This is a genomic window from Devosia sp. J2-20 (assembly GCF_055808475.1).
The window spans coordinates 532,086-556,022 of sequence record NZ_CM147870.1 but is presented as its reverse complement, the minus strand read 5'-3'; the positions used below and the strand labels follow the sequence as shown (position 1 = coordinate 556,022).

At 60.8% G+C, this 23,937-nt stretch carries 24 protein-coding genes and 1 riboswitch; of the genes, 14 read left to right on the top strand and 10 right to left on the bottom strand.

All coding sequences use genetic code 11. The annotated features are described in order from the left end of the window. Positions 1-5: 5 nt before the first annotated feature. Positions 6-617, bottom strand: coding sequence for a LysE family translocator (locus tag AC0L37_RS02730; protein ID WP_212656926.1), 612 nt, complete (start codon positions 615-617; stop codon positions 6-8). 164 nt (positions 618-781) lie between these two features. On the opposite strand from AC0L37_RS02730, the gene AC0L37_RS02725 reads away from it, so the two are divergent. The 4 genes from AC0L37_RS02725 (at position 782) to AC0L37_RS02710 (ending at position 4,623) form a co-directional block, all read left to right on the top strand. Further along, on the top strand, positions 782-1,852 hold the full coding sequence (locus AC0L37_RS02725; RefSeq protein ID WP_282222069.1) for a zinc-binding metallopeptidase family protein: 1,071 nt from the start codon (positions 782-784) through the stop codon (positions 1,850-1,852). 34 nt (positions 1,853-1,886) lie between these two features. After that, a complete protein-coding gene (locus AC0L37_RS02720; protein WP_282222070.1) occupies positions 1,887-2,342 on the top strand; it encodes a GNAT family N-acetyltransferase in 456 nt (151 codons plus the stop codon). Positions 2,343-2,576: 234 nt separating this feature from the next. Further along, a complete protein-coding gene (locus AC0L37_RS02715) occupies positions 2,577-3,608 on the top strand; it encodes a PRC-barrel domain-containing protein (RefSeq protein ID WP_282222071.1) in 1,032 nt (343 codons plus the stop codon). A 94-nt stretch (positions 3,609-3,702) separates the two neighbouring features. After that, on the top strand, positions 3,703-4,623 hold the full coding sequence (locus AC0L37_RS02710) for a PRC-barrel domain-containing protein (RefSeq protein ID WP_282222072.1): 921 nt from the start codon (positions 3,703-3,705) through the stop codon (positions 4,621-4,623). A 54-nt stretch (positions 4,624-4,677) separates the two neighbouring features. On the opposite strand, the gene rpoH is transcribed toward AC0L37_RS02710, so the two are convergent. Both rpoH and AC0L37_RS02700 read right to left on the bottom strand, forming a co-directional pair. After that, the gene (gene rpoH, locus AC0L37_RS02705; RefSeq protein WP_212656921.1) at positions 4,678-5,547 is read right to left on the bottom strand and encodes an RNA polymerase sigma factor RpoH; all 870 of its coding nucleotides are present in this window, start codon (positions 5,545-5,547) and stop codon (positions 4,678-4,680) included. A 231-nt stretch (positions 5,548-5,778) separates the two neighbouring features. Then, positions 5,779-6,807: an RluA family pseudouridine synthase gene (locus AC0L37_RS02700; RefSeq protein ID WP_212656920.1), complete on the bottom strand. Its 1,029-nt coding sequence runs from the start codon at positions 6,805-6,807 to the stop codon at positions 5,779-5,781. Here AC0L37_RS02700 and AC0L37_RS02695 point away from each other — a divergent pair. Beyond that, the gene (locus tag AC0L37_RS02695; RefSeq protein ID WP_212656919.1) at positions 6,806-7,153 is read left to right on the top strand and encodes a DUF6476 family protein; all 348 of its coding nucleotides are present in this window, start codon (positions 6,806-6,808) and stop codon (positions 7,151-7,153) included. The two genes, AC0L37_RS02700 and AC0L37_RS02695, sit on opposite strands and share 2 nt — an antisense overlap. 25 nt (positions 7,154-7,178) lie before the next feature. On the opposite strand, the gene AC0L37_RS02690 is transcribed toward AC0L37_RS02695, so the two are convergent. Both AC0L37_RS02690 and AC0L37_RS02685 read right to left on the bottom strand, forming a co-directional pair. Further along, entirely contained in the window at positions 7,179-8,354 is a 1,176-nt protein-coding gene (locus tag AC0L37_RS02690; protein WP_282222073.1) for a hypothetical protein, read from the bottom strand. Between the two features lie 185 nt (positions 8,355-8,539). After that, positions 8,540-9,109, bottom strand: a complete 570-nt coding sequence (locus AC0L37_RS02685; protein WP_212656917.1) for a DUF1134 domain-containing protein — start codon at positions 9,107-9,109, stop codon at positions 8,540-8,542. 213 nt (positions 9,110-9,322) lie between these two features. Between AC0L37_RS02685 and AC0L37_RS02680 the strand changes: the two genes are divergently transcribed. The 3 genes from AC0L37_RS02680 (at position 9,323) to AC0L37_RS02670 (ending at position 10,984) form a co-directional block, all read left to right on the top strand. Further along, the gene (locus AC0L37_RS02680) at positions 9,323-9,721 is read left to right on the top strand and encodes a YHS domain-containing (seleno)protein (RefSeq protein WP_212656916.1); all 399 of its coding nucleotides are present in this window, start codon (positions 9,323-9,325) and stop codon (positions 9,719-9,721) included. 117 nt (positions 9,722-9,838) lie between these two features. Continuing rightward, the gene (locus tag AC0L37_RS02675; RefSeq protein ID WP_282222074.1) at positions 9,839-10,597 is read left to right on the top strand and encodes a histidine phosphotransferase family protein; all 759 of its coding nucleotides are present in this window, start codon (positions 9,839-9,841) and stop codon (positions 10,595-10,597) included. Between the two features lie 21 nt (positions 10,598-10,618). Next, a complete protein-coding gene (locus tag AC0L37_RS02670; protein WP_212656914.1) occupies positions 10,619-10,984 on the top strand; it encodes a response regulator in 366 nt (121 codons plus the stop codon). On the opposite strand, the gene AC0L37_RS02665 is transcribed toward AC0L37_RS02670, so the two are convergent. Together AC0L37_RS02665 and ctrA are read right to left on the bottom strand one after the other, a co-directional pair. After that, positions 10,981-12,249: an RNA polymerase sigma factor gene (locus AC0L37_RS02665; RefSeq protein WP_282222075.1), complete on the bottom strand. Its 1,269-nt coding sequence runs from the start codon at positions 12,247-12,249 to the stop codon at positions 10,981-10,983. The two genes, AC0L37_RS02670 and AC0L37_RS02665, sit on opposite strands and share 4 nt — an antisense overlap. 121 nt (positions 12,250-12,370) lie before the next feature. Then, the gene (ctrA, locus tag AC0L37_RS02660; RefSeq protein WP_212656912.1) at positions 12,371-13,078 is read right to left on the bottom strand and encodes a response regulator transcription factor CtrA; all 708 of its coding nucleotides are present in this window, start codon (positions 13,076-13,078) and stop codon (positions 12,371-12,373) included. Between the two features lie 421 nt (positions 13,079-13,499). Between ctrA and fliI the strand changes: the two genes are divergently transcribed. Together fliI and fliJ are read left to right on the top strand one after the other, a co-directional pair. Further along, entirely contained in the window at positions 13,500-14,828 is a 1,329-nt protein-coding gene (gene fliI, locus AC0L37_RS02655; RefSeq protein WP_212656911.1) for a flagellar protein export ATPase FliI, read from the top strand. 52 nt (positions 14,829-14,880) lie between these two features. After that, complete coding sequence (fliJ, locus tag AC0L37_RS02650) at positions 14,881-15,294, top strand: flagellar export protein FliJ (protein WP_212656910.1); 414 nt, start codon at positions 14,881-14,883, stop codon at positions 15,292-15,294. Between the two features lie 62 nt (positions 15,295-15,356). On the opposite strand, the gene AC0L37_RS02645 is transcribed toward fliJ, so the two are convergent. After that, a complete protein-coding gene (locus AC0L37_RS02645) occupies positions 15,357-16,037 on the bottom strand; it encodes a thiamine diphosphokinase (RefSeq protein ID WP_282222076.1) in 681 nt (226 codons plus the stop codon). 41 nt (positions 16,038-16,078) lie between these two features. Continuing rightward, positions 16,079-16,178: riboswitch (TPP riboswitch) on the top strand. A 68-nt stretch (positions 16,179-16,246) separates the two neighbouring features. Between AC0L37_RS02645 and thiB the strand changes: the two genes are divergently transcribed. From thiB to AC0L37_RS02630, 3 genes are read left to right on the top strand one after another with little or no spacing between them, the layout of a single operon-like run. After that, on the top strand, positions 16,247-17,254 hold the full coding sequence (gene thiB, locus AC0L37_RS02640) for a thiamine ABC transporter substrate binding subunit (protein WP_282222077.1): 1,008 nt from the start codon (positions 16,247-16,249) through the stop codon (positions 17,252-17,254). Positions 17,255-17,270: 16 nt separating this feature from the next. Next, positions 17,271-18,863 (top strand): ABC transporter permease family protein, encoded by a 1,593-nt coding sequence (locus AC0L37_RS02635; protein ID WP_282222078.1) that lies wholly within the window; start codon positions 17,271-17,273, stop codon positions 18,861-18,863. Further along, complete coding sequence (locus tag AC0L37_RS02630) at positions 18,850-19,488, top strand: ATP-binding cassette domain-containing protein (RefSeq protein ID WP_282222079.1); 639 nt, start codon at positions 18,850-18,852, stop codon at positions 19,486-19,488. Before AC0L37_RS02635 ends, AC0L37_RS02630 begins: the two co-directional genes overlap by 14 nt. Positions 19,489-19,495: 7 nt before the next feature. Here the strand turns inward: AC0L37_RS02630 and AC0L37_RS02625 are convergent, their stop codons facing one another. After that, on the bottom strand, positions 19,496-21,052 hold the full coding sequence (locus AC0L37_RS02625) for a hypothetical protein (RefSeq protein ID WP_282222080.1): 1,557 nt from the start codon (positions 21,050-21,052) through the stop codon (positions 19,496-19,498). A 476-nt stretch (positions 21,053-21,528) separates the two neighbouring features. Beyond that, positions 21,529-22,818 carry an adenylosuccinate synthase gene (locus AC0L37_RS02620; RefSeq protein WP_269370259.1) on the bottom strand — a complete coding sequence of 430 codons (1,290 nt, stop codon included), beginning with the start codon at positions 22,816-22,818 and terminating at the stop codon, positions 21,529-21,531. Between the two features lie 158 nt (positions 22,819-22,976). On the opposite strand from AC0L37_RS02620, the gene AC0L37_RS02615 reads away from it, so the two are divergent. Then, positions 22,977-23,924: a DMT family transporter gene (locus AC0L37_RS02615; RefSeq protein WP_282222081.1), complete on the top strand. Its 948-nt coding sequence runs from the start codon at positions 22,977-22,979 to the stop codon at positions 23,922-23,924. Positions 23,925-23,937 lie beyond the last annotated feature (13 nt).

Genomic DNA, 23,937 nt, shown 5'->3' with positions numbered 1-23,937 from the left:
AGCGCCTAGCGCTCCATCAGCGCCAGCCGGGCGCTGAGCAGCACGAACGCGCCCGCAAAGCTGCGCCGCATCCACACCATGATCGCTGGCCGCGTAATCAGCTGTCCGCGGATCGCGGCGGCGAACAGGCCATAGATCGCGAATACGGCAAAGCTCACAGCCATGAACACCCCGCTCAGCTCCAGCATCTGGCCCAGCGCATTGGGCGCGCTGGCAGGCACGAACTGCGGCAGGAAAGCGAAAAAGAAGATCGATAGCTTTGGATTGAGAATATTGATCAGCACGGCCTCGGTGATCACCTTGCCCACCGACTTGTTGGTCACATCGGCTTCCAGGCTCAGCGAGCCGGTATCACGCAGCGTCACCCAGGCCATATAGAGCAGATAAGCCACGCCGAGATACTTGATGATCTCGAAGGCCAGCGCACTGGTGTGCAGAATGGCTGCCAGCCCGGTAATGGCCGCCAGCATGTGCGGCACGATCCCCACGGTGCAGCCAAAGGCCGCCCACACGCTCGCCTTGCCGCCCCGGCTCAGTCCCGCCGCGATCGTATAGAGCGCCCCGGTACCCGGCGACACGACCACGATCAGCGTGGTGATCAAAAACTCAATGCTCACAGCCAGTTCTCCAGATCGAACACCATTGCCCTATCATTGCCCGCTTCACCCGCCAAATGGCTCAGCCACACAATAGCGGCCAAAACGTCGAAATATCCACATCGCGCGTTCGGAACATGTAAAGCCTCTGCGCATTGTTGCCGTGACATACCAAGGCCTGCCTCATGAAACTCTTTGCCTGCGACCACTGCGGTAACACCGTCTATTTCGAGAACGCCAGTTGCGGACGCTGCGGCCATACCCTGGGCTACCGCTCGGACAAGAACGCGCTGGTCTCACTGGTCCAGGAAGGCAATACATGGTCCTCCTCGACCTTCCCCGACGAACCCTATGTGTTCTGCGAAAATGCCAAGCATAGCGCCTGCAACTGGTTGATCCGCGCCACGCCCGGCGGCGATCCCTTCTGCGCTGCCTGTCGGCACAATGATACCATCCCCGATATCAGCGACCCGCTCAACCTGTCCCGCTGGCAGGTCATCGAGCGCGCCAAGAAGCGCCTGTTCTATTCCCTGCTGCGTCTTGATCTGCCGCTGCAGACCCGCGCCAGCAATCCCGAGCATGGCCTGTCCTTCCGCTTTCTGGCCGATACCCCCGTCGCCAAGGAACGGGTGCTGACTGGCCACGACAACGGCATCATCACCATTGCGCTGATCGAGGCCGACGACGCCGAGCGCGAGGCGCGCCGCACCTCAATGGGCGAGCCCTACCGCACCCTGCTGGGTCATTTCCGCCACGAGATCGGGCACCATTACTGGGATCTGCTGGTCGATGGCCGCGCGCCACTGGGCGAGTTCCGCCGGCTGTTTGGCGACGAAACGCTCGATTACGGCGAGGCGCTTGAGGCCCACTATGCCAATGGCGCGCCAGCGGGCTGGTCGCAGAATTTCATCAGCTCCTACGCCACCTGCCATCCCTGGGAAGATTTTGCCGAAACCTTCGCGCACTATCTTCACATCGTGGACACCGTCGAGATGGCCTCATCCTTTGGCGTGCACGCCCGGGTCGACGGCCAGGATGCCGATCTTTCCATCCAGACCGGCTTCGTGCCCTATACCGCCCCGGACGCCCAGACCATTGTCGACAACTGGGTGCCGCTGGCCAACATGCTCAACAATCTCAATCGTGCCATGGGTCATCCCGATGCCTATCCCTTTGTGCTGACGCCCCCGGTTATTGAAAAGCTCAGCTTCATCCATCAGCTGGTGCATCGCCAATGGCATCTGGGCGGCCACTAGGCAGCAGGCCGCACGCTCGGCTATCTTGGCGGCCATGACCAACACCATCCTGACCGTGCCGCCCTTTTCTGCCCTGTGCAACGCCGCCTTCGCGCTTCGCCGCGAGGTGTTCGTCTGGGAGCAGAAAGTCCCCGAAGAAGAAGAAAACGATGCCGACGACCTGACGGCGACCCATTTTGTCGCCATCGTCGCCGGCGAGGTCGTGGGCACGTTGCGCCTGCTCGACAAGCCCGAGCACATCAAGATCGGCCGCGTCGCCGTGCATCAGGCCTTTCGCGGTCAGGGCATTGCCAAGGCGATGATCATCACGGCGATGGACCACGCCCGCGCCGCGGGCCGGGACCGCTTCTACCTCACCGCCCAGTCCGACAAGCTCGGCTTTTATGAGCGCCTGGGCTTTGCCGCCTTTGGTCCCGAATTTCAGGATGGCGGCATGCCACACCGCGCCATGCGCAGCTATGATCGCGACACCGCCCAGTTGATCGACTGATCAACCCCGCATCTCTCAGATAAGATAGAAGCCATCGAAAAGGCCGGCCTCACTATGAGCGCCGGCCTTTTCGATACGTGGTTCCACGCAAAATTTGCCCAATGGCGAAATTTCTATCGGAACGTCTCGCGCAGTGGCTGCGTTGTCGAGACATCAAGGGCCGCACGGTGCGCCACCTGCAAGTTTTGCACCGCACGGCCCGTTCACCACAAGAATGAACACACGGAGCTTACTATGATCCGCACCCTTATGGCCACCACGGCCCTCGCTGCCCTGATGTCGACCGGCGCAATGGCTCAGGAAGCCGCACCGGCTACCGATGCAATGGCTCCTGCGACCACTGAAGCCCCCGCAGATCCTGCCATGGGCACCGATGCAATGGCCCCCGCCACGGGCGATGCCATGAGCACCGAGATGCACACCGAAGCTGGCGATCACGATGAAATGTACCAGTCGTTTGATCTGGCCACCGGTTACACCAGCGTCGATACCGACAATCTGGCAACCCGCCTGATCGATCAGCCCGTCTATTCCAGCGCTGGCGATGATGCCGAAGAAATCGGCAATGTCACCGATCTGGTCTTCACTGAAGACGGCAAGATCTCCGCTGTTGTGATCGGCGTTGGCGGTTTCCTGGGCATTGGCGAAAAGTCGGTTGCCGTTGATTTCGCTTCCCTCGAATTCACTGTCGCCACCGACAACACCGAGCGTTGGGTTCTGCCAACCACGGCTGACGAGCTCAACAATGCGCCCGACTTCACCTTTGAAGACGACAAGCCAGCCGACAACATGAACACGGCTGATGGCATGACGCCAGCTGATCCAGCGATGGCCCCTGCCGATCCAGCAATGGCTCCGGCTGACCCAGCCATGGCCCCTGCCGACCCAGCCATGCAGCCAGCTGACGGCGCTGCCGCCGCCATGCCCCGCGATGGTTATGAGCGCGTTGATTATGAAGCGCTGACCGCTGACAACCTCGAAGGCGCCACCGTGATCGGCCCTGATGGCGAAGACATCGCCGAAGTTGGTGACATCCTGCTCACCGAAGACGGCAAGATCGACGCCATGGTTGTCGACTTTGGTGGCTTCCTCGGCCTGGGTCAGAAGCGCGTTGCTGTTGGCATGGAAAATCTCGAATTCGCTGCCAATGAAGACGGCGACTACGTGATCTACAGCGACTTCACCCGCGAGCAGCTTGAAGCGCAGCCAGAATATAACGAGGACACCTACGCCTCCGATCCGGCTCAGCGCGCAACTGACATGTAATTGCGGCTCGCCGGGTTCCCGGCAGCATGATCCCTTGCGGATCACCCCTGAAGGGCCGGCATTGCCGGCCCTTCTTTCATGTTTGTGAGGTCCCATGTCCCATTCATTTGTTTCCACCATTGCACTGACCCTGGCACTGGCGACGCCCACCCTGGCGCAGGATATTCTGCCCCAGATGGCCACCGAGCTTGAGCGCAGCGGCATCGCCGCGCCCACCATCATGTCGAGTGGCTATGCCCATTCCGAGACCGACACCCTGGTCACCCAATTGCTCGACAAGACGGTCTTCACCTCCATTGCCGACGATGCCGGACAGATCGGCACCATTGAGGATCTGGTCGTCACCCCCGGCTTTGGTATTTCCGCCGTCGTCATCAGTGTCGGTGGCTTTCTGGGCGTCGGTGCCAAGGATGTTGCCGTCGATTTCGCCCAGCTCGAATGGGCCCAGCGCGAAGACGGCACCCGGCGCTGGGTGCTGCCAACCACCGCCGATGAACTCACCTCCGCCCCCGCCTTTATCTGGGCGGACAGCGAAGAGGTTACCGGCGAGCCTGCCTTGACCCCCAGCGAGGAGCAGGCCCAGCTGGTTGATGGCGATCCCAACCAGACCGCTATCGATCCCGCGCTCACCACTGACCAGCCCGAGCGCGAGGACGAAACAACACTCCACCGCGCCGGCATTTCGGCGTTCGACAGCACCGGATTGACCGCCGAGGACATGCTGGGCATTGCCGTTTACGGCATCAATGACGAGCAGATCGGCACCATTGGTGATGTGGTGCGCAATGCCGATGACAGCCTTGATGCGGTCATCGTCGATGTCGGCGGCTTTCTCGGCCTGGGCGCCAAGCCGGTGGCCGTGGGCTATGAGAACCTGACCTTTTCGGCCGATACGCTGGAAAACCGCTATCTGTTCCTCAACACCACACGCGAGCAGCTTGAGGCACAGACCGCTTACGATCCGGACACCTACCGTGCCGATCGCGCCAGCCAGCGCATGATCGTCACCCCATAGACACAAAAAAAGGCGGACCAGAGGGTCCGCCTTTTCATTTTCTGCTGCGCCCGATCAGTTGGCGACTGCCGCCTCGCGCACAGCTTCCTGTACCTTTTCAAAGGCCCGCACTTCGATCTGCCGGATACGCTCACGGCTCACATCATATTGCTGGGCCAGCTCTTCGAGTGTCGATGGGCTTTCCTGCAGGCGACGGGCGTGAAAGATCGCCTTCTCGCGCTCGTTGAGCACATCCATGGCTGTGTTGAGCAGGCCCATGCGCTCGGAATACTCTTCGCTTTCGCCCAGCGTGGTTTCCTGGCTAGGCGTGTCATCGACCAGCCAGTCCTGCCATTCCGATGAGCCTTCATCAGCCCGCATGGGCGAATTGAGCGATGCATCACCCGACAGGCGTGCATTCATCGAAACCACTTCGTCTGCCGTCACATTGAGCGTGGTGGCAATCTGGGCGATCTGGTCGGGATGCAGTGCGCCATCATCGAGCGCCGCGATCTGGCCCTTCACCTTGCGCAGGTTGAAGAACAGCCGCTTCTGGGCAGCCGTGGTGCCGATCTTGACCAGGCTCCACGAGCGCAGGACATATTCCTGAATCGCCGCACGGATCCACCACATGGCATAGGTCGCCAGGCGGAAGCCCTTATCAGGCTCGAAGCGCTTGACCGCATGCATCAAACCGACATTGCCTTCCGAGATCACTTCGGAGATCGGCAGGCCATAGCCGCGATACCCCATGGCGATCTTGGCGACCAGCCGCAGATGCGACGTAATCAGCTTCTGCGCTGCGCCGGGATCTTCATGTTCTTTATAACGCTTGGCCAGCATGAATTCTTCATCCGGTTCCAGCATGGGGAACTTGCGGATTTCCTGAAGATAGCGGCTCAGGCCACCTTCGGCCGAGAGCACTGGCAAATTAGTTTGGGCCATAGACGCACCCCTTTCCTGTTCCCCCGCATTCCGCGGGCGGACGCCTCAAGTCTGCCCGTGCCCGAACCGGCGCATCGGCAAACTACGATAGATATATAAGTGCCACTTTGGCGAATGTAAGATGTGCCAACATCGACAAACGTTACAAATGCGCAATGGTTGCTAGCAACTTTACGGGCACTGTCAATGAAACGCATCAGCGCCCGATCCGATCATTCACCTTGCGGTGAGTTAGCGGGCGAACGCCTTGTTATACGCGCTCAGCGCCGTTTCCAGCGCATCCAGATCGGGCGGCAACGGGGCTTCAAAGAACATCTCTTCCTTGGTCACAGGATGCTCAAAACCCAGTTCGGCAGCATGCAGCGCCTGCCGGCCGAGCGCCTGGATGGGCCCCACCACGTCAGGCGGCAGCTTGTTGACCTTAGTCGCATAACCCGAGGCATAAACCGCGTCAGCAACCAGCGGATGGCCGATATGGGCCATGTGCACACGGATCTGGTGCGTCCGCCCGGTCTCGAGCTGACACTGAATGCGGGTAATGTCCCAGCCATCGTCGCCAAACCGCGCTTCGACCATGTAATGGGTGATCGCCTCACGACCGTCCTTGCGCACGGTCTGCTTGAGGCGGTTGTTCTGGTCGCGCCCCAAAGGCGCATCAATGCTGCCCTTGGCCGTTTCCGTGGAGCCCCACACAAAAGCGATATAGGCGCGGTGCAGCGGTCCGGTCCGGCCATGGTCGGCAAACTGCGCCGACAAATGCCGATGCGCCCGCTCGGTCTTGGCCGCAACCATCACGCCCGATGTGTCGCGATCGAGCCGATGCACGATGCCGGGGCGCTTGACCCCGCCTATCCCCTGCAGGCTTTCCCCGCAGTGATAGATCAGTGCATTGACCAGCGTGCCATTGGGCGCGCCCGGCGCGGGATGCACCACCATGCCCACCGGCTTGTTGATGACGATCACCTGATCATCCTCATAGAGAATGTCGAGCGGGATGTTCTCGGCCTGCGGCTCGGGATCTTCTGGGGGCGGGGCCAGAAGAACGATTGTTTCGCCGACGCTAAGCCGGTATTTGGGCTCACTGACGGGTTTGCCGTCAATCGTGACGGCGCCAGTCAGGATCAGATCCTTGATCCGGTTGCGGCTGAGTACAGTGTGTACCTTGGCCAGGGCGGCGTCGAGCCGGCCACCGGCCATTGCGGCATCGACCACGACTTCAACTTCGTCGCCCTCGAACTCTAGTGCGGTATTTTCGGCCATGGACAATCCTAACGAAACTGGGCCCAGCGAGCAAAAGCCAGATGCGCCGTTGACGCCTGAAGCTCTTGCCATGCTGGGGAAGGCACGCCGCTCGTTCGGTATCTCGATCGGCATTCTGTTGCTGGGCTTTATGGCGATTGGCTTCGCCCTTGTCTATCGCGTGATGCGCGATGCCCCGCCGCCGCCCGTCGCCGAGGCTGTCGCCCTGCCCGCCGGTGCAGCTGTCATTGCGGCCTCGGTCAGCGAAGGCGCCATCAATGTCACCTATACCATCAATGGCGTCACCACCCTGTCCCTGTTCAATCAGGAAACCGGTGAACTCACCCGCAGCATCGTTATCGAATAATCTTTTCGCGCGCGCAGGGACCGGCTTAGCGGTCCTGGATTTCCCGCAGCGCCGCCATGCGATCAGACACCGAACCGCGCCGGTCGCCGGCGCTGGGTTCTGCCGGCAGCGCATCGCGGCTCTCGCCGTCATCGGCAAACCGCTGCACCCGGTCAAACAGGCTCTCTTCGCCGTCCTGATCCACTGGCGTGTCGGTGTCCACCGCATAGACCAGCCGGCTGACGCTGGCGGCAATGTCGTTGAGCTTTTCGCGCAGATAGGCCTCTTCCATGCGATCGCTGTCCCAGTCGGACATGATCGTGGATTCAACGCTGGTCACCTTCTTGCGCAGCGTTTCGACCTCGGCCTCGAGCGCCAGCTTGTCGGCCAGCAGCTGCTCGGCCCGGCCCGCAGCCTTGTCGACCACCTGATTGCTCTCGGCCAGTATGGCGTTGAGCCGGTTTTCGGCATTGGCGATGCGCGCTTCAGCTTCGACCAGGTTTTCGGCCTCTTCAGCCTTCTTGTCGTCCTGCCCGGCGAGCGCGCTGCGCATCTGGGCGATGGCGGCACTGGTTTCAGCGCTGCGCCGGTCAGACGTCTCCAGCCGGGTTACCAGGCTCTTGGCCTGCTCTTCGAGGAAATTGGCGCGCTTCTGCTCAATCGCCAGCGCCGTGCTGAGGCGGTCCACATCGTGATCATAATCGCCCGTAAGCGTCTTGCCATCGACCACCGTGCCCTTGGGCAGCGTGTTCTTGACCGCATCGCGCAGCGTCGCCAGCTCGCCGCTGCGGCTGTCCAGATCGCGCTCGCGCATCCGCAGGCGCTGCGTCAGATCGGTCGCCTCGCGCTCCAGCTCGGTCACCCGGCTGCGCAGTTCGACCTCGCGGCCTTCCAGCTCGCGGATGATCTCGAGGTTCTTGTCACGCTCGGCCTTGATCAGCCCCAGATCGCTGCGCTTCTGGTTGACGTCGCCCAGCTGCTCGGCCAGACGCTTGCGCAGCGTCTCCACATTCATTTCCAGACGACGGGTCGACAGGGCGAACTCGGCCCGCAGCTGATCCTTGTCAGCGCGGAATTCAGCCATGGTGATGGGGGTCGCAGCCTCAATGCGGCGCTTGGTCAGACGCACGGCGCGCTTCCACACCGCAGGAAGAATGATCAGCGCAACCAGGCTCGCAAGCAGCAAGCCCAGCGCAAAATACATGATGTTCTCAATGAGCATCGGCCGAACTCCGAAACCACGCGACCCAGATCCGCATGGACTGCCCTGTTCTGGCATCTATGCGACCAGATCGCTATCTTGGCGACTTGTTAACCCTAACGCGGCCGCGATCCCCAGTCACGACAATGCCGGGGTTTTCGGCCCCGGCATCAAAAATTTGATCGCTCAATAGGTTAGAAGCGCGATCAGAAGGGGTTCCAGGTCGGCTCATTGGTGAACTTGAGATAGCCCACATTGATCCCCAGCCGGGCGCCGACGCCCGAACGGATCGGCACCATCACCACATTGCCGCGCTTGAGCACCGTCATGCCAAAGCCGCCCAGCACATAGGCCGAACCGTCAACGCCGGCATAGCGTCCCAGCGCGTCGGGCACCTGGCTCAGATTATACACCAGCATCATGACCTTGGAGCCATCGCCACCAACGTCAAAGCCGATCGATGGACCCTGCCAGTAGATATTGTACTCGCCCACATTGCGGGTATGGAGCACACCCTCGCCATAGCGAGCGCCGGCAAACAGCGCCCCACCAGCGTCTTCACCCAGAATATAGCCATTGGGCAGGCCGAACTGGCTGACCGCCCGCTCGACCACGGAGGCCAGTCCCTGCGATGCAGACCCGAAGAACTGCTTGCCGCTATTGACCAGGTCATCACCCGAATAGGTGTCGCTGAGCGAACCCTGTGCGAAGGCCACAGGAACCGGTGCACTGACCGCAAACAGGACAGCAATCAGGATGGCGAGGCGCTTGAACATCGGAAACTCCCAAGGCGAACGGCGAAATTGGCAATTACAAGCTTGTTAGGGCTTGGACCTTAACTTTTGTCGGGCAACCTCGAAAATATCCGCATGCCGATCCTTGGTTTGAAGATGACGCAAACCTGTAAACAAATCTTAACCATTCTTGCCTTTGTTTTGCCGCTTTTCGGCACGGTTCCGCTCACCGTGCAACCGGCTCAGGCACAGTCTGTGGTCACCCTGATCGTCACCGATCCGCTGACCGGCATCGCCATGGGCGGCATGGATCCGGTGAGCTATTTTACCGAGCCGGAGCCGCTGAGGGGGCGCTCCGATTATGAGTACACTTGGCAGAATGTGCCCTGGTATTTCGCCACCGCCGCCAATCGCGATATTTTCGCGACGGCGCCCGATGTTTACGCCCCCCAGTTTGGCGGCCATGACGTCACCGGCGTCTCCCGCGGTTTCATTTCCGATAGTGACGCATCCATCTTCACCGTGTTCAAACAGCGGCTCTATCTGTTCTATTCAGCGGCCAATCGCGAGGCATTCCTGCTTTCGCCCGACGCGGCGGCCCGCACCGCCGAGGAAAAATGGCCAGATCTGGCCAAGAACCTGTCGATCCGCTGAACTTCGCGGTGGACCGGGCCGCAGTGGAAACAATTTGGGGTCCACTTTTGCCCGCCACCCTCTAATGTCTGAAAAAGTGATTCTTGCCGACATATCTGGCGCTACGGAGACAGCAAAATGGCTGACATCATCGACCTTAAGGCAACCGACCTCGCGGCGATGCTCTGCAGCCGCGTCTGCCACGACCTGATCAACCCCATTGGCGCAATCGGCAATGGCCTTGAAGTGCTTGGCGACCCGGCCCAGACAGAAATGGCCGATGGCGCCCGCGATCTGATCGCCAGCGCCGCGCGACAGAGCCGCGCTAAGCTCGAATTCGCCCGTCTTGCCTATGGCGCCTCCTCGACCTCGGGCACCGATATCGACACCCGCGAATGCGAACGCGTCGCCCGCATCCTGTTCGAGATCGAAAAGGCTGATCTTGAGTGGAGCGTGCCGCTGATCCTGCTGCCCAAGCACAAGGCCAAGCTGTTCATGAACATGCTGCTCATTGCGGCCATGTCGGTTCCCCGTGGTGGCCAGGTCACCGCTGCCATATCCGGCGATGCCGGTTATGAGAAGTTTGAATTCCATTCCAAGAGCGATCCGGAGAAGCGTCAGAAGACCCTGATCCCATCCGGCGCTGCTGGCCTGCTCGCCGGCACGCCCGATGAGGGCTTCGTCGATGCGCGCGGCATCCAGCCATTCTATACCGGCCTGCTCGCTCGCATGACCGACATGGATATTGCCATCGGCATCGAAAACGACGTGTTCTACTTCACCGCCACCCCCAGGCTGCAGCAGAAGTCACTGAAGAACCTGTTCAGAGCGTCTGAACGTCAGCAGTCTGCTAACCAATTCCTAGGAAGTGCTGCGCCACAATGGGGGTGGCGTTAGTCGCTCTGGAGCCATGTTGAAATGAAGTCCTGCCTGATTGTCGATGACTCGACCGTCGTGCGTAAAGTCGCACGGCGCATCCTCGAGGACATGGACTACATCGTCGACGAAGCCGAAGACGGGCAGGAAGCCTTCGATAAATGTCGCGCTGAAATGCCCGATGCCATCCTGCTCGACTGGAACATGCCCATTCTCTCCGGGCTCGAATTCCTCAAGCTTCTCAGGGGTTACGAGGGTGGCGAGAAGCCCCACGTAGTCTATTGCACCATCGAAAACGACATCGGCGCCATCGCCCTGGCTCTCAAGGCCGGCGCCAGCGATTACATGATGAAGCCGTTCAACCGCGCCATCCTCGAAGCCAAGTTCGATCTCGATCAGGCCGCCTAGCGGCCCTCTTCAGTCGCGGCCCGACCCAGCAGATACGCCCGCTCCCGCCCGTTGCGGGTCAGCTCGGCCGCCCGCCGAAACGCCCCGGCCGCCGCCGCCCCCTGCCCCAATCGGCTGAGCAAATCCCCGCGCACACTGAACAATAAGTGGTAGTCCTTGAGCACGGGATCGTCCGCAATTGCCGCGAGCAGCGCCAGCCCTGCCGCAGGTCCTTCTGCCATCGACACCGCAACAGCCCGGTTCAGTTCGATCACAGCCGATGGCGTTGTCGTCACCAGCACGCCGTAAAGCGCTGCAATCCTTGACCAATCCGTGTCCCCCGCCTTGCGGGCACGGGCATGACAGGCCGCTATTGCCGCCTGCAAGGCATAGGGCTGCTCACCCCCACCCAGCGCCACTGCCCGATCAAGCGCCGCAAGCCCACGCCCGATCAGCAACCAGTCCCAGCGCGAACGATCCTGATCCAGCAGCAGGATCGGCTCCCCTGCCGCATCGGTCCGCGCCCCAAGCCGCGATGTCTGGATTTCCATAAGCGCCACCAGCGCATGCACCTCGGATTCCTCAGGCATCAGCCTTGCCAGAACCCGCCCCAGCCGCATTGCCTCTTCGCACAGTTGCGGACGCATCCAGTCCGCCCCCGCCGTTGCCGAGTACCCTTCATTGAAGATCAGATAGATCACGCCCAGCACCGATCCCAGCCGCGCTTCCCGCGCCGCACCCCTGGGCACTTCATAGGCAATATTGGCGTCAGCGATCGCCTTCTTGGCGCGCACAATGCGCTGCCCGATCGTGGTTTCGGCCACCAGAAAGGCCCGCGCAATCTCCTGGGTAGTCAGCCCGCCCAATAGCCGCAGCGTCAACGCAACCCGCGCCGGCGCCGACAGGATCGGGTGACAGGCGGTGAACATCAGCCGCAGCAGATCATCGCCGACATCGTCATCCAGCGCTTCGTGCAGGACCGAAACCGCGTCGGGTGTATCCACCGCGATCCCATGCGCCACTTCCGCCAATTTGTTGGCCGCCATTGCCCGGTGGCGGAATTGGTCAATGGCCCGGCGTTTCGCCGTCTGCATCAGCCAAGCACCGGGATTGTTAGGCACCCCCGTCTCGGGCCATGCCCCCAGCGCGGCCACCAGCGCATCCTGCGCAAGTTCTTCGGCCATCGAAATATCGCGCACCACGCGCGTGAGCCCCGCTATCAGGCGCGGGCGCTCGATTTTCCAGACAGTGTTGATGGCGCGATGGGTATCGCTCTCGGTGTTCATGATTGGTGATGAAACCAGCAAGTCACGGCCACCGCAAGCCGTTCTCACCAGTGAAAAAACAATGAACCCCGCTCGACGATGCCGAACGGGGTTCACCAGATTTGCAGTGCGCCTGGAGACGTTAGGCGACGTTTTCCGAATAGTTTTCGGCATCATCTGGCTCGCGCAGCACATAGCCACGACCCCAGACGGTCTCGATGTAATTTTTGCCACCGGTGGCCACGCTGAGCTTCTTGCGCAGCTTGCAGATGAACACGTCGATAATCTTGAGCTCGGGTTCGTCCATGCCACCATAGAGGTGGTTGAGGAACATTTCCTTGGTGAGCGTGGTGCCCTTGCGGAGGGAAAGCAGCTCAAGCATCTGGTATTCTTTGCCAGTCAGGTGAACACGCTGGGTCTGGACTTCAACGGTCTTGGTATCAAGATTGACCGTGAGTTCGCCGGTCGTGATGACCGACTGGGCATGACCCTTGGAACGCCGAACGATGGCGTGGATGCGGGCCACGAGCTCGTCCTTGTGGAAGGGCTTGGTCATGTAGTCATCGGCACCGAAACCGAGACCACGCACCTTGTCCTCAATACCGGCAAGACCGGAAAGGATGAGGATCGGCGTCTGCACCTTGGCGACGCGCAGGGTGCGAAGCACCTCATAGCCGCTCATGTCAGGCAGATTCAGATCGAGAAGGATGATGTCATAATCATATAGTTTGCCGAGATCGACGCCTTCTTCACCGAGGTCGGTGGTGTAGACGTTGAAGCTCTCCGACTTGAGCATCAATTCGATGCTCTGCGCTGTAGCGCTGTCGTCCTCTATGAGGAGTACCCGCATTATATTCCCCTTGTCATTCGTTCCTGCTGGAACCGTGGGACCTGGCCTGCCCACGCCAACCCTACTGGATATGACTGAACCCTAAGTCCAAATAGTTAACAAAGTTTAATTCGGTTCCGCAATACGCAAATGCCGTTACTCTCAATTAAGTCTAAGTTATTGAAATTTAGGGGTTAATCTTATCAATTTTTCTTAAGAAAATGGTTTAAGTAGCCGTCGCAACCGACTCTTTAGACTCACGCAATTGCGGCTGTATGGGGGTTTGGACGGGGTCACACGTCAAGCAGCGGACGGACCGGTCCAACCCCTGTGATAGCGCCTTTTGCTTAACGATGGGTTACTCTGTGATTCGTAAATGCTGTCGATTCGAGACGGCCGGAAACCTTAATGCCTTCAACACGCCGGACAAATTGAACCAACGATGAAAGCTTTGATCTCAGCCATCGAGGCGATTGACGATATCGAGGTGTATGGCCGCGTCAAATCCGTGCAGGGCCTGCTCATTGAAATCGTTGGTCCCGTGCGCGAATTGCGCGTGGGCGGTCGGGTCCAGATCGAGACCACCGATGGCGATGACCTGGCCGCCGAGATCATCGGCTTCAAGGATGGCCATGCCCTTTGCCTGCCCTTCGGCCAGCTCTCTGGCGTACGGCTTGGCTGCAAGGCAATTTTTCAGCGTAATGACGGCGCCGCCTTTCCCTCCCATGGCTGGCTGGGCCGGGTGATCAACGCCAATGGCGAACCCATTGATGGCAAAGGCCCGCTGCCACGAGGTGCCACCGCCTATCCATTGCGGCAAAACCCGCTGCTCGCCCATGACCGTGTTCGGGTCGGTGACCCGCTTGATCTGGGTGTGCGCTGTCTCAATACCTTTACTACTGTGTGTGAGGGGCAGCGTCTGGGCATCTTCGCCGGTTCTGGCGTGGGCAAATCCGTGCTGATGTCCATGCTGGCGCGCAATACCAATGTCGACGTCGCCGTAATCGGCCTGATTGGCGAGCGCGGCCGCGAGGTACACGAGTTCATTCAGGAATATTTGGGTGAAGAGGGGCTGGCCAACGCCGTCGTGGTGGTGGCCACTTCTGACGAGGCCGCACTCATGCGCCGTCAGGCCGCCTATATGAGCCTGACCCTTTCGGAGTATTTCCGCGATCAGGGCAAGCGCGTGCTGTGTATGATGGACAGCCTGACCCGCTTTGCCATGGCCCAGCGCGAAATCGGTCTGGCCATTGGCGAGCCACCCACGGCAAAGGGTTATCCACCCACAGTGTTCACAGAATTGCCGCGATTGTTGGAAAGGGCCGGTCCTGGCACACCAACAACCGGTTCTGTTACCGGACTATTTACCGTTTTAGTCGAAGGTGATGATCACAATGAGCCTATTGCCGACGCCGTTCGCGGTATTCTCGATGGGCACATAGTGATGGAGCGCGGTATTGCCGAACGGGGACGATACCCGGCGGTGAACGTGCTCCGGTCCATCTCGCGCACCATGCCAGGGTGTGTGCCGGTCGATTTTCGACCGGTTCTGGCCAAGGCGCGAGAGCTCATGTCGATTTATTCCGACATGGAGGAACTGATCCGGCTGGGGGCTTACCGGAAAGGGTCAGATCCGAAAGTGGACCGCGCGATCGCCATCTATCCGGCTCTGGAGGCTTTTCTAAGCCAGGACCGGGAAGAAACGACAACGGTTGCCCAGGGCTATCAAATGCTCGAAGCAATCATTGCCGAAGCGGGCGCGGCAGACTGATGGGGCAGTGTATTGGCCTCGGAACTGACTTGGTGTGTAAGGAGTACAAGTCTTGAAATCGCGCAGCGAGAGCCTTATCCGGCTCAAAAAATTTCAAGTTGACGAGAAGCGCCGCCAGGTTGCGCAGATCGAAATGATGGTCAACGATTTCGAACGCATGGCGTCCGAACTCGACCAGCAGATCGAGATCGAGCATACCAAGACCGGCATCTCGGACATCGCCCATTTTGCCTATTCAACCTTTGCCAAGGCGGCATTGACCCGACGGGACAATCTGCTCGCCTCGGCTAATGACATGCGGGGCAAACTCGAGGCCGCGCAGGACGCTTTGGCGGAAGCGCTCGAAGACCTCAAAAAGGTCGAACTGCTCGACCAGCGAGAGCATCAGCGCGAAGCCGCTGAACAGCTCAAGGTCGAACAGTCTGAATATGACGAGATCGGCCGTATGCGCTATCGCGGCCAGTAGGCCCGGTATCCAGAACGACTTAAAAGGCCCGCATCTCGCGGGCCTTTTCTATGCCCGGCGCTTCATGGTGCCAGCAAGCCTCTGATCAGATCCCACAGCCGCTCCTTGCCAAGGATCAGCAGCCAGGGCGTATCGTCGGCTGGCACAATCTCGACCCGCCCGCCCAGACCTTCATTGGACGTGCCGCCAAGTCCACCCGGTTCAAGACGTAGTCCGTCGAGCGGATAGAGCAAACCGGTTGACCGCGTGAAGCTGACCGGAACCAAGGGGTGGATCGATACGCGTTCTTTGGCACCGGCCTCAAAGGCGACAGGCCCTACCACCGCCAGCGCCACATCTACCTCGTCGACCACCACGATCTTTCGTGCCCGGGCATATTTGAGCACAGCGCTCAGAGCCGCCAATGTATGGTCCAGCCGTTTGCCGGTCATGCCCAAGGCTAGCGTCACCGGTGCCTGGGTTGAATAGAGCGCCTTTTGAAAATCGGTGGTGATCTGTTCAGGGATGTGGATGACCTGTGTGCGGCGCTCCCAGCCCGCACGATCACGCAGGGAATCGAGATCACCGACGATCAGTTCGGGCACCAGTCCGGCTGCATCAATGGCATCGCCGCCGCCATCAGCGCCGACCAGAGCCACATTTCGCCCCGCCAGTTCGCGCAGCAGCACCAGATCAACGGCACCGCCGCCAACAATGGCCATCGGGCGATCAAAGCCAACAATCTGGGCGTCCGCGGGATGCACGGAAGTCTCTTGCACTGTCACAACGCTCTCATTAAGTGTGGGGCGTCTCGCTGGGGTGTTCTGGAATTTCCGGAGCTGAGAGTTACCCATTGAACCTGAACCAGGTCATGCTGGCGGAGGAAGTTCGAGATGGCAAGGACATCTCTTGACGTCCCGCCATTGACATACATCCCCTTCTTTCATGACCGCAATCGACGAAGGGATGACCCATGGTCAAATCCACCTGCATCGTTGCTGCGGTCCTTTTCGGACTGTTCGCAGCCCCCGTTTCGGCCCAGGACGCGCCGACCCTCAAGATCTATACCTATGACGGCTTCGCCGCCGACTGGGGCCCGGGCCCTGTGCTCAAGCAAGGCTTTGAAGCCATCTGCGGCGGCTGCACCGTTGAATGGATTGCCGCCGACAGCTCGATCGGCACGCTGCGCCGCGTCCAGCTCGAAGGCGACACCACCCAGGCCGATATCATCGTGGGCCTCGATACCGCCATCGCCGGGGAAGCGCGCGACACCGGCCTGTTTGCCGATCACGGGCTCGATATGAGCGGGCTGAACCTGCCCCAGGCCTGGACGGACGCGCAGTTCGTGCCTTTCGATTATGCGCACTTTGCCTTTGTCTATGACACCGACACCGTGGCCACGCCGCCCACCTCGTTCGAAGAACTGATTGCGCTGCCTGACGACTTCAAGATCGCCGTGCAGGACCCCCGCTCCGCCACGCCAGGCCTGGGTCTGGTCATGTGGATCCGCGCTGCTTATGGCGATCGCGCGCCCGAAATCTGGGCAGGCCTGAAGCCCCACATTCTCAGCGTCACGCGCGAGTGGAGTGAGAGCTACAACCTGTTCCTGCAGGGCGAAGCTGACATGGCGCTCAGCTACACCACCTCCCCCGCCTATCACATCATCGCCGAGGGCGACGACACCGTGCATGCAGCCCTGTTCAGCGAAGGCCACCTGGCCCAGACCGAAGTAGCTGGCATTCTCAAATCCTCCGAGCAGCAGGAACTGGCCCGCCAGTTCCTCGACTACCTGACTTCGCCCGATGCGCAGAAAATCATCCCAACCACTAACTGGATGCTACCCGTCATCGATCTGGGCGATCAGCTTGAGCCCACCTTCGCCACCCTGCCTCAGCCCGAAAAGACGTTGACGGTGACGGACGCCGAGATTGCCGCCGACTCCAAGGCCTGGATCGACGAAATGCTCAGTGCTGTGCAGTAGGCGTTAGGCCAAAACCATGCTCACCTTGCCCAATCGCCCCGCCCGCATCGCCATTGCGATCGCCCTGGCATTGGCCATTGTGAGCCTTATCGCCCTGGTCCTATGGGCAATCCTCGCTGCCACCACCGGCAGCGAGGGCACCGCATCGCGCATCGACATTCCCCATCTTTTGCGCATGACCTCCATTCAGGCCGGGCTGACCACGCTGCTCTCGATCAGCGTGGGCATGGCACTGGCCTGGGCCCTTAACCGCCTGCGCTTTCCCGGCCGCGATCTGTTGGTGGGCCTGTTCGCCTCCGCCATCGTAACGCCCGGCATGGTCGTCGCCTTCGGCCTATTGGCCGTCTGGGGGCGCAATGGCTGGATCAATCAGACCAGTCTGGCCCTGTTTGGATTTCCATTGGGCAATCCCGCCTTCGGCTTATCGGGCATATTGTTGGCCCACGTTATCCTTGATGGCGCCTTTGCCGCCCGCATCATGCTGGCGCGGCTCGATGCCATTCCCGTTGGCAAGCTAAAGACCGGGCAATCCCTTGCCCTGACCGCCTGGCAACGCTTTACCATTCTCGACTGGCCCGCCATGCGCAGCACGGTACCGGGGCTGGCGGCCATCATCTTCCTGCTCGCCTTCACCAGCTTTCCCATCGTGCTGCTGCTTGGCGGGGGCCCGGCCAATCAGACCCTGGAAGTGGCCATCTATTCCGCGGTCCGGCTCGATTTCGATCTGGTGGGCGCTGTGCGTCTGGCCCTGACCCAGATCGCGGTCTGTTCGGGTGTCATTCTGATGGCAGCAGCGCTGACCCCGATCCCCACCAGTTTCGGGCCGTCAGCGGCCCCTTCATGGCGCGATGGCACGACGGCGCGCTGGCTGCAGGCCATCGTGCTTTTGATCTGCACCATCGGCTTCGTCTTGCCACTCGCGGCAGTGCTTTCCGACGGCCTGACCACCGGACTGGGTCGCGTGCTGACACAACGCGCCTTCTGGTGGGCGACGCTGAGCAGCTTCACGATCGGCATCGCGTCGGCAGTGCTGACGCTGGGGTTGGCGCTGGGACTGGCACTGGGACGCGCCGCCACGGCCAATGGGCTGATGCGCACGCTGCTGGGCATGCCCGCCTTTGCCTATCTCGCCGTCCCCGCGATTGTGCTCTCGCTGGGCTTTTTCCTGCTAGTCCGCTCGCTCGGCATAGCCCCGGCCACGGCAGCGCCAGCCGTGGTCATCCTGGCCAACAGCCTGCTGGCGTTGCCCTTCGCCATGGCCACTCTGGGCCCACCGCTCGAAGCCATCGCCCGCACCCGCGGCAAGCTCGTACGCACCCTTGGTCTGTCAGGTTGGCGGCAATTCATTGCCGTGGAATATCCTTTGCTGGGTAAGGATATTGGCGTGATGCTCGCGCTGGCGTTTTGTTTTTCGCTCGGCGATCTTGGCGTCATCGCCCTGTTCGGTACTCAGGATTTCCAGACCTTGCCGCTGATGATGTTCCGGGCACTGGGCGCCTATCGCAGCAATGATGCCGCCGCGATTGCCGCTATCCTGCTGATTGGCACCATAGTGGCCTTTGTCGGCCTGCCCAAGCTCTTCGAAAGGATCGCCAATGCTGCGCGTTGACGCCCTGGCCTTCGCCCATCCGGGCCAGGCTGTTCCCTACAACTTCAGCTTTGACGCAGCCCCCGGGGAGATCACCGCGATCTCGGGCGCCAGCGGCTCGGGGAAGTCCACCCTGCTGGATCTGCTGGCTGGCTTCCTGCACCCCATCGCAGGACGCATCGATCTCGATGACGTGGACTTGCTGCCCCTTTTGCCTGAGGAACGGCCGGTATCCCTGTTGCTGCAGTCAGAAAGCCTGTTCGAGCATCTGCGGACAGACAAGAATGTCCGCCTCGGCCTGCCCGCCAGCACAACGCGGGCCGACGCTGACAAGCGCGTTGCCCAAGCACTCGACGAAGTGGGGCTGGAGGGGTTCGAAAAGCAGATCGCCAGCACGCTTTCGGGCGGCCAGAAGCAGCGCGTGGCGCTGGCGCGCACGCTGTTGCGCGACCGCCCCGTGCTATTGCTCGATGAACCTTTTTCCGCGCTCGATGATGATACGCGCGTCACCATCCGCGATCTGGTGCGGACCCTGACGCTGCGCCATCGCTGGCACACTGTTCTGGTCAGCCATCACGCTGACGACGTCGAGGCGCTGGCAAGCCGGCGCTATCAGTTGATCGATGGTCGACTGCAGCCGGGCTAGCGCCCGGCTACTCTGCCCAGGCGCCGAACACCTTGTCGAACAAGGTCTGCGCCGCATCATCCTTTTCGAGCGTGATGATCGCATTGCGGCCCGTGCCATAAACCACGGCCAGATCCATCCATTTGCGGTTTTCCAGCAAATTGGTGTTGGTGGCGGTGTCGTCTGGCGACGCACTGAGCGCGAACAGGAACGAGTTCCCCACCACTCGTGCCGATGCACCAACCAGTGGCGTGCCGGGCACCAGTTCTTCGTCCTTGAGCAACACACCGGGCAGATTGGCTACCGTGCCGCCGATGAACGTGTCGGTGACCTGAAAATCCACTTCCATCAGATGGCTGGCGGGCAGGCTCGGATCGGAATTCTTGCGGATCGTAACATCGACGCCAAGATTGCGCGCCGGAATGCTCGCATGGCCAATCAACGTGGGAAGCCCAAGCTCATCAACGCCTTCGCGCCATTCCACAGTGCCCGAGAAGGGAACTGCACCGGTTGTACCATTGGCACTGGCTTCAAGCAGCAGTGACTGGCTACCGGCGAGCACAGCAGGATCAACTGAAGCGCTAGGATCATTGGCGGCCAGTGTGCTGGCATCCTGTCCGGGAAGCCGCTCTTCGCTCTTGCCCTCAGAACCATCCAGCGCTGGCAATGCGGTCTCGGTACCGGACGGCACCACAGCCTGCGGCGTTGGCTCCAGACGGTCATCCGCTTCCAGCCCCTCCAGCGTGGTAGCAGGTCCTTCGTCGGGGACCGTGGCGGTATTGCCGGGTGCGGCCACGGGATCCGTGGTTTCGCTCGGCTGAACCGGATCCAGCGTTGGCGTTGTTGGCGTCGTGACCTCGGCAGTCTCGGTAACGCCAGGCTGGGCCTGACCGAACATCTGGTCGAGATCGACATACCCCTCGCGCCACGCCCAGAAGCCGGCGCCGCCGACGCCCACCAGCAAGACGGCAAACACGATCAGGAAAATGGTCAGCCCCGAACCCGCTCGCGCTGTCGTGGGCGCAGAGACAAAGCCACTATCATCGGCCTTGTCCACGTCGCCACCGGGCGCAGCAAACATGCGCTCGGCAACGTCCTGAGCAGATTCTGGTGCGTCATCGGTGGTCTCGCCGCGCGCTTCACGATCAAGCGTTTCGATGGCGCGCTCGATCGCGCCTTCCGCTTCGCTGGTATCGGGCTCGACGGCCTCAAGTTCAACTTCGCGAACACTCGACAGCGCCGGCTCAACAGCCACTGATGCCGTAGGCTCTGTCTGTTGGCGCAGGGCCGCCCCCGAGCCGCCGAGAGAGGGCTCCACCCGCGTGCTGGCGCGCACGGGATCTGCGCCGGAATTGGCGGCAACGGGCGTGGGTTCACGACGCGTGTCGTTTCCCACAGATTTACTCGGTGTTTCGAGCGGTCTGATGTTGGAGACCGGCGCAAGTGGCGCACTGCGCGGCGGTTCCGTGCGTTGCGGCAGGACCGGTGATTCGCCTTTGGCGGGCTGTTTGGCGACAGTCGGCACCTGGATCATGGAGGTGCCGCCGGTCGCCGCAGCCTCGGCAATGATCTCTTCGATCGACATGCCAGCTGTCGACTTCGGCGCATTTTCTGCTGGCTTGGCCGGCGCCTTGGTCTCGCTCGGAACAGGTTCGCCAACGTCTTGTTCAGCGACGTCCGCAGGCGCTTCGGACGTAACAGCTTCTGGTTCGTCGGGCTTGGGTTCAGGCGCTTTGGGGGCGACAGGTTTCGGCTCAAAGGCCCGGGGCGCGGGGCTCCCTCGCGTCCCAGCGTGATAACGGCCTCGCTGGCTTCCTGTTCAACCAGACGGATACAGTCTTCGAGCTGCAAGCGATGTTGGGTAATATCGCGCGCCGGCAATGGCGGAGAAATAGCGCGCAATTGGCCAACCAGGGCCGAACGCGCCTTCTCGTAGACCGCACGCCGTGCAGCCCCGTTGTTCTCCGGCAGTGCCGAGATGGCCCGGCGCAACAGCTCTTTGTAGTCCGCCATTGGTTACTTGATACTCACGATGTCAGCGACGTCTTGTAACAAAAAATATCAGTCTTGGAACGGGTCAACCACCAAGATGGTATCCAGCCGCTCCGGGCTCGTCGACAGCATCGCCACCGGCGTGCCAATCTGCTCTTCGATAAACCGGACATATTTGATGGCCTGAGCGGGCAATTCAGCCCAGCTACGCGCCCCTGCTGTCGTCTCCGACCAGCCTTCCAGTGTCTCGTAGATTGGCTTAACGCGCGCTTGTGCTCCCATTGAGGCAGGCAAGTAATCGATCCGTGATCCATCCAGCTCATAGCCGACACAGACCTTGATCTCTTTGAGACCATCCAGCACGTCCAGTTTGGTCAGCGCGATACCGGTAATCCCCGATGTCTTGACCGTCTGACGCACCAGCACCGCATCAAACCAGCCACAGCGACGCGGGCGACCGGTGTTGACGCCAACCTCGCGACCAACGACCGCCAGATGCTTGCCAACTTCGTCGTCGAGTTCGCACGGGAACGGCCCTTCACCAACACGGGTCGTATAGGCCTTGGTGATGCCCAGCACATAGCCGATGGCTGTAGGGCCCAGGCCCGAACCGGCAGCAGCCTGACCGGCAACAGTGTTGGACGAGGTCACGAACGGATAGGTGCCGTGATCATTGTCGAGCAGAGCGCCCTGAGCGCCTTCAAACAGAATGCGGTCACCTGCCTTGCGCTTGTCGTCGAGCACCTTCCACACCTGATCCATGAAGGGCAGGATGTCGGCGGCAACGGCTGTCAGTTCGTCATAGATCTTCTGGGCTTCGATCTCGACCAGCCCCATGCCACGCCGCAAGGCATTATGATGCGTGAGCAGCCGCTCGATCTTGATCATCAGCGTGTCCGGCTCGCTCAGATCAACCAGACGGATGGCACGACGGCCAACCTTGTCTTCATAGGCCGGACCAATGCCACGCTTGGTGGTACCAATCTTCAGACCCGAATTTGAATCTTCGCGGATCGCATCGAGTTCGCGATGCAGCGACAGGATCAACGGCGCATTGTCCGCGATGCGCAGCAACTCGGGGGTGATGTTGACCCCCTGGGCACGCAGCCGTTCCAGCTCGTTGACGAAGTGGTGGGGATCAACAACCACACCATTACCGATAACCGAGAGCTTGCCCTGCACCAGACCGGACGGCAGCAGTGCGAGCTTGTAGCTCACCCCGTCAATGACCAGCGTATGGCCGGCATTGTGACCGCCCTGATAGCGCACCACGACATCGGCACGCTCGCTGAGCCAGTCCACGATCTTGCCCTTGCCCTCGTCGCCCCACTGCGAGCCGACGACAACCACATTAGCCATTGAATTCCATCTCCAGGATAGGCGCGACACAAAGGGCTCGACACGAATGTCGCCCCTTCCCCAATTTGGACGTCTGTCCCCCCGACCACCTTTTGTTGAAGTTTCAACGTGGTCGAATAACTGCTAAGTCCGATTGTCCTTACATCACCCGAGCCACGATGACAAAGCCGCTAGAACACCAAAATCGCGGCATTTCCGCCCGACTGCTCGACCAGCCCTATCTGATGCTGATTCTGGCCCCGATGTTTTGGGGCGGAAATGTTGTGGCCGCCAAGATGGTGGTGGGCGAGATGGACCCTTTCCTGCTGCTCGCCAGCCGCTGCGTCGGCGCCACATTGTTCATCCTGCCCTTCGCCTGGCGCTTCCTGCATGATGACATGCCGGTACTACGCCGCAACTGGCTGCTGCTGATGACCTATGGCGCCGTTGGCTATGCGATTTTCAACGGGTTTCTCTATATCGGCCTGACCACAACGACCGCGGTCAACTCCTCGATCGAGCAGGGATCATTGCCCATGCTGATCCTGGCCGCCAATTTCATCATCTTTCGGGTGCGCGCCACCCTGCTGCAGATTATCGGCGTGCTCATTGCCATAACCGGCGTTGCTTTGACCGCTACCCATGGCGATCTCAGTCGCATCCTGACGCTCGACGTCAATGTCGGCGACGGGTTCATCATCCTGGCCTGCCTCACCTATACCAGCTACACGCTCGCCCTGCGCTTCCGGCCCAAAGTGCACATTATGAGCTTTATGGCGGTGGCCTTTGCCGGTGCAGCGATTACCGCACTGGTCATGTTGCAGCTCTTTGGCAGCGGTCTGGGCGCCTTCGCCACCATACCACAGGCCTCGCCCAAGGTCTGGGCGGTCATGGCCTATGTGATGGTTTTCCCATCCATGTTCAGCCAGGTGTTTTACGCGCGCGGCGTCGAGCTGGTCGGTGCCAATCGCGCTGCGCCCAGCCATAATCTGATCCCGGTGTTCGGCACGCTGGGCTCGGTAATCATTCTGGGCGAACGCCTGGAGGTGTATCACTATATTGCCGCAGCCATCATCATCGGCGGCATCGCCATGGCCGAATGGGCCGCCCGGCGCATGCGCGCATAAAAAGGGGCCGGCG